The sequence below is a fragment of the Ornithinicoccus halotolerans genome (assembly GCF_009602535.1).
GTDB lineage: Bacteria > Actinomycetota > Actinomycetes > Actinomycetales > Dermatophilaceae > Ornithinicoccus > Ornithinicoccus halotolerans.
In genome coordinates, this window is record NZ_WIQI01000161.1 from 1 (window position 1) to 4211 (window position 4211).

Genomic DNA, 4211 nt, shown 5'->3' on the forward strand with positions numbered 1-4211 from the left:
CGGGGAAGGACGCCGGAACGGGCCTGCCGCGGCTGGTCCAGCTGGCGCTGGGGGACCGCGCGGGGCCGGCACCGGTGGCGGTCTGCGAGGCGTTGCGGCTGGCGGGTGCCGTGCGCGACCAGGCCGCACTGGGAGCCCGGGAGCGACACGCCAACCTGGCCGGTGCGGTCCAGCTGCGGTCCCGCGACCGCCGGCGGGTGGTCGCGACCCCGGTGGTGGTCGTGGACGACGTGGTCACCACGGGCGCCACGCTGGTGGCCTGCGCCGACGCGCTGCACCGCGCCGGGGCGGCCTCGGTGCGGGCCGCGACGCTGGCCGGGACGCCGCGTCGGGGGTTCGGCGGCGACGGTGACGCTCGACCTGTCATCGGCACCGGATCGTGACTAATGTGGGTGCATGGAGCGCCGTACCGTCCGCGCCGCCGCCGGGAGGGCGGCCCACCGGGCAGGAGCGGCCGGCCGCCCCCGCCGCGAGGGAGGTGAGGCCAGACGGTACGAGGGCTAGCCCCACTGCCCACCGTTCTCCCACGCTCCCGCCTCCGAGGAGGTTCGTTGATGGACATCACCGTGACCGGCCGCAAGAAGACCGTCACCGACCGTTTCCGCCAGCACCTGGAAGAGAAGCTGGAGAAGGTACCCCAGCTGGCTCCGCGGGTGTCCCGCACCGACGTGGTGCTGACCCACGAGGGCAACCCACGGCAGGCCAAGCAGGCCGAGCGGGTGGAGATCACCTGCCACGTCCGGCGCACCGTGGTGCGTGCCGAGGCCGCGGCCGAGGACGAGTACGTCGCCCTCGACATGGCGATGAACAAGCTCACCGAACGTCTCCGCCGCATGCACGACCGGCGCCGGATCAGCCACACCGGCAAGCACCGGCCCGCCTCCGTCAGCGAGGCCACGTTTGGCCTCCCCACCGAGCCGCTGGTCGCCCGTCCCGAGGGCGACTCGCCGAACGGCACCCGCCCCCCGGAGCAGTCGGTCGAGGAGGACCTGGGGACCGAGGGCAACAGCCCCATCGAGCTGCGCGAGAAGACGCACGTGTCGGAACCGATGACGGTCGGGCAGGCGCTGACCCGCATGGAGCTGGTCGGTCACGACTTCTACCTCTTCCACGACGCGGAGATCGACCAGCCGAGCGTCGTGTACCGGCGGCGCGGCTGGTCCTACGGCGTGCTGCGGTTGGCCGCTGCCGGTGACGGTGACCTCGACGAGGACCCGGCCGGCACGGCCGCGGAGGGCGAGCGGCTGCGCGTGGGCTGAGCCGCGCCCGGACCCGGGCCGGGGTCGGCTGTCGGTGGGGGCCGCTACGTTGGCGGGATGCCGACGCCGACGCTGACCCTGGCCCAGGCGCGCCGTATCGCGCTGGCCGCGCAGGGCTTCGCCGAGCCCCGCCGCACCGGCCCCGGCCCCGCCGGGAGCCGCGCGGTGCAGCGGGTGGTGGACCGGGTGCGGACCGTGCAGGTGGACAGCGTCAACGTGCTGGCCCGCAGCCACTACCTCCCGTTCTACTCCCGGCTGGGCGCCTACGACACCGCCGCGCTGGACCGGCTGCGGGACGGCCCCGGGCCACGGTCACGCCGCCCGCGCCGGCTGGTGGAGTACTGGGGCCACGCCGCCAGCCTGCTGCCCGTCGAGACCTGGCCGCACCTGGGGTTCCGGATGCGGCGGTTCGGGGAGCACCCGGCCCGGGCCGGGTTCGCCCGGGAGCACGCCGCGGTGCTGGAGCAGGTGCGGGAGGTGGTGACCACCCATCCGCCGCTGACCGCCCGGGAGGTCGAGGCTGTCCTGGAGCACGACGCCCCGCGGCGCCGCGACCACTGGGGATGGAACTGGTCGCTGGTCAAGCAGTGCCTGGAGCACCTGTTCGGGGTGGGCGCGGTCACCAGCAGCGGGCGCAACCAGCACTTCGAGCGCCGCTACGCCGACCTGTCCTGGGTGCTGCCGCCGGCGGTCGCCGCCCGCGCGCCCGGCCGTGCCGGCGCCCCCACCGAGGAGGAGTCGGCGCTGGAGCTGGTCCGGCAGTCGGTGCGGGCCCACGGCGTGGGCACCGAGGCCGACGTGCGCGACTACTTCCGGCTGCAGACCAGCATGGTCCGCCCCGCGCTGGCCGAGCTGGTGCGGCGCGGAGAGGTGGAGCAGGTGCAGGTGGCGGGCTGGCCGGTCCCGGCGTACCTCGACGCCGCCGCCCGCCGGCCCCGCCGGGTGCAGGCCCGGGCGCTGCTGAGCCCGTTCGACTCGCTGGTGTGGGAGCGCCAGCGCACCGAGTCGCTATTCGGGTTCCGCTACCGCATCGAGATCTACGTGCCGGAGCCGCAGCGGGTCCACGGCTACTACGTGCTGCCGTTCCTGTGGGGTGAGCGGCTGGTCGGCCGCGTCGACCTCAAGGCCGACCGGGGGTCGGGCCGGCTGGTGGTGCGCCGAGCCGGGTTCGAGCCGGACGCGCCGGCGGGTGCGCAGCAGGCGCTGGCGGAGGAGCTGGGCGTGATGGCCGGCTGGATGGGGCTGGCCGAGGTGCACTGGGAGTAGCGGCGACGGGCACCGCGGGTGACCAGGAGGTGACAGCTGCGTGCTCCCGCTCGCGTGGCCGCGCCGGTGGTCTACGCTCACTGCGGGCGGGGCCGGAGTCCCCGCTCGAATCGGCAGGGTCCGTCCTGTCGCCACGCTGGGAGGAGCCCGATGACGACGACCGGAACCCGCCGTGCCCTGGCCGGGCTGCTGGGACTGACCCTGACCGCCACGGGCGCGCTGGCGGCACCGGCCGCCGGCGCGGGGGAGACCGGTGACCCGCCCGCGGCTGGGCGGCAGGCCGCGTCCGCCACCGGCTCGGTGGTCTTCAGCGAGTACGTGGAGGGCAGCTCCCACAACAAGGCCCTCGAGGTGGCCAACCTCACCGGTGAGGAGCTGGACCTGGCCGGCCACCAGGTGCAGATGTACTTCAACGGCTCCAGCAGTGCCGGCCTGACCATCGAGCTCGCGGGCACCCTCGCGCCCGGCGAGGTGCACGTGGTGGCGCACGCCTCGGCCGCCCCCGAGCTCCTCGACCGCGCCGACCAGACCAACGGGGCCGGCTGGTTCAACGGCGACGACGCGGTGGTGCTGACCGGCCCCGCGGGCATCCTGGACGCCGTCGGCCAGGTCGAGGTCGACCCCGGCAGCGGCTGGGGCAGCGCACCCACCAGCACCCTCAACACCACGCTGCGCCGCGCCAGCTCGGTCTGCGCGGGCGACACCGAGCCCACCGACGCCTTCGACCCGGCCGCCGCCGGGTGGGCCGGCCACGGCCAGGACGCCTTCGACGGGCTCGGTGAGCACCGCGCCGACTGCGGCGGCGACCCCGCCGACCCCACCGTGGTCATCAACGAGTTCTCCGCCAGCACGGCCGGGGAGGACGTGGAGTACCTCGAGCTGTTCGGGCCGGCCGGCACCGACCTGTCCGGCCTGACCGTCCTGCAGGTCGAGGGCGACGCCAGCTCCTCGCGGCTGGGGCAGGTGGTCAGCTCCCACCCCGCCGGCACGACCGGAGCCGACGGCCGCTGGCTGGCCGAACTGGACGCCGGCACGCTGCAGAACGGCTCGCTGAGCCTGCTGCTGGTGGAGGGATACCAGGACCAGGCCGTCCTCGACGCCGACCACGACGGCCGGCTGGACGAGGGGCTCGGGCTGACCGTCGTCGACGCCGTGGCCGTGGCCGACGGCGGGAGCGGCGACCTGACCTACGGCGGCACGACCCTCACCGGCGGCTATGACGGGGTGAGCGACTACGCGCCGGGCGGGGCCTCCCGGGTCCCCGACGGCACCGACACCGGCACCGCCGAGGACTGGGTACGCAACGACTTCGACCTGGCCGGCATCGAGGGCCACGAGGGCACCCTCGGCGCCGGCGAGGCCCGCAACACCCCGGGCGCCCCCAACGAGGCGCACGAGGCCGGGGAGCCGGACCTGGGCCGCTGCGAGGACCCGGCCACCCCCATCGGGGAGGTGCAGGGCGACGGCGTGGAGACCCCGGTCGAGGGGGAGGCGGTCACCGTCCAGGGCACCGTCGTCGGCGACTTCCAGACCGGCGGGTTCGACGGCTACTACCTGCAGGACGGGGGGGACGAGGACCCGGCCACCTCCGACGGCATCTTCGTCCACCACCCGGGCGGCCCGGCCGTGGCAGAGGGCGACACCGTGCGGGTCACCGGCACCGCCGACGAGTACTTCCAGATGACC

At 75.4% G+C, this 4211-nt stretch carries 4 protein-coding genes; all 4 read left to right on the top strand.

Annotation, left to right across the window (positions count from 1 at the left end; translation table 11 throughout):
* Nucleotides 1–383, top strand: a 383-nt coding sequence (locus GFJ45_RS15345; protein ID WP_267128873.1) for a phosphoribosyltransferase family protein, incomplete at its 5' end; no start/stop codon positions are given.
* A 171-nt stretch (nucleotides 384–554) separates the two neighbouring features.
* On the top strand, nucleotides 555–1259 hold the full coding sequence (gene hpf, locus GFJ45_RS15350) for a ribosome hibernation-promoting factor, HPF/YfiA family (protein ID WP_153398776.1): 705 nt from the start codon (nucleotides 555–557) through the stop codon (nucleotides 1257–1259).
* Between the two features lie 57 nt (nucleotides 1260–1316).
* A complete protein-coding gene (locus GFJ45_RS15355; protein WP_153398779.1) occupies nucleotides 1317–2525 on the top strand; it encodes a winged helix-turn-helix domain-containing protein in 1209 nt (402 codons plus the stop codon).
* A 150-nt stretch (nucleotides 2526–2675) separates the two neighbouring features.
* A partial coding sequence (locus tag GFJ45_RS15360; RefSeq protein ID WP_194288715.1) for a lamin tail domain-containing protein occupies nucleotides 2676–4211 on the top strand: 1536 nt, incomplete at its 3' end.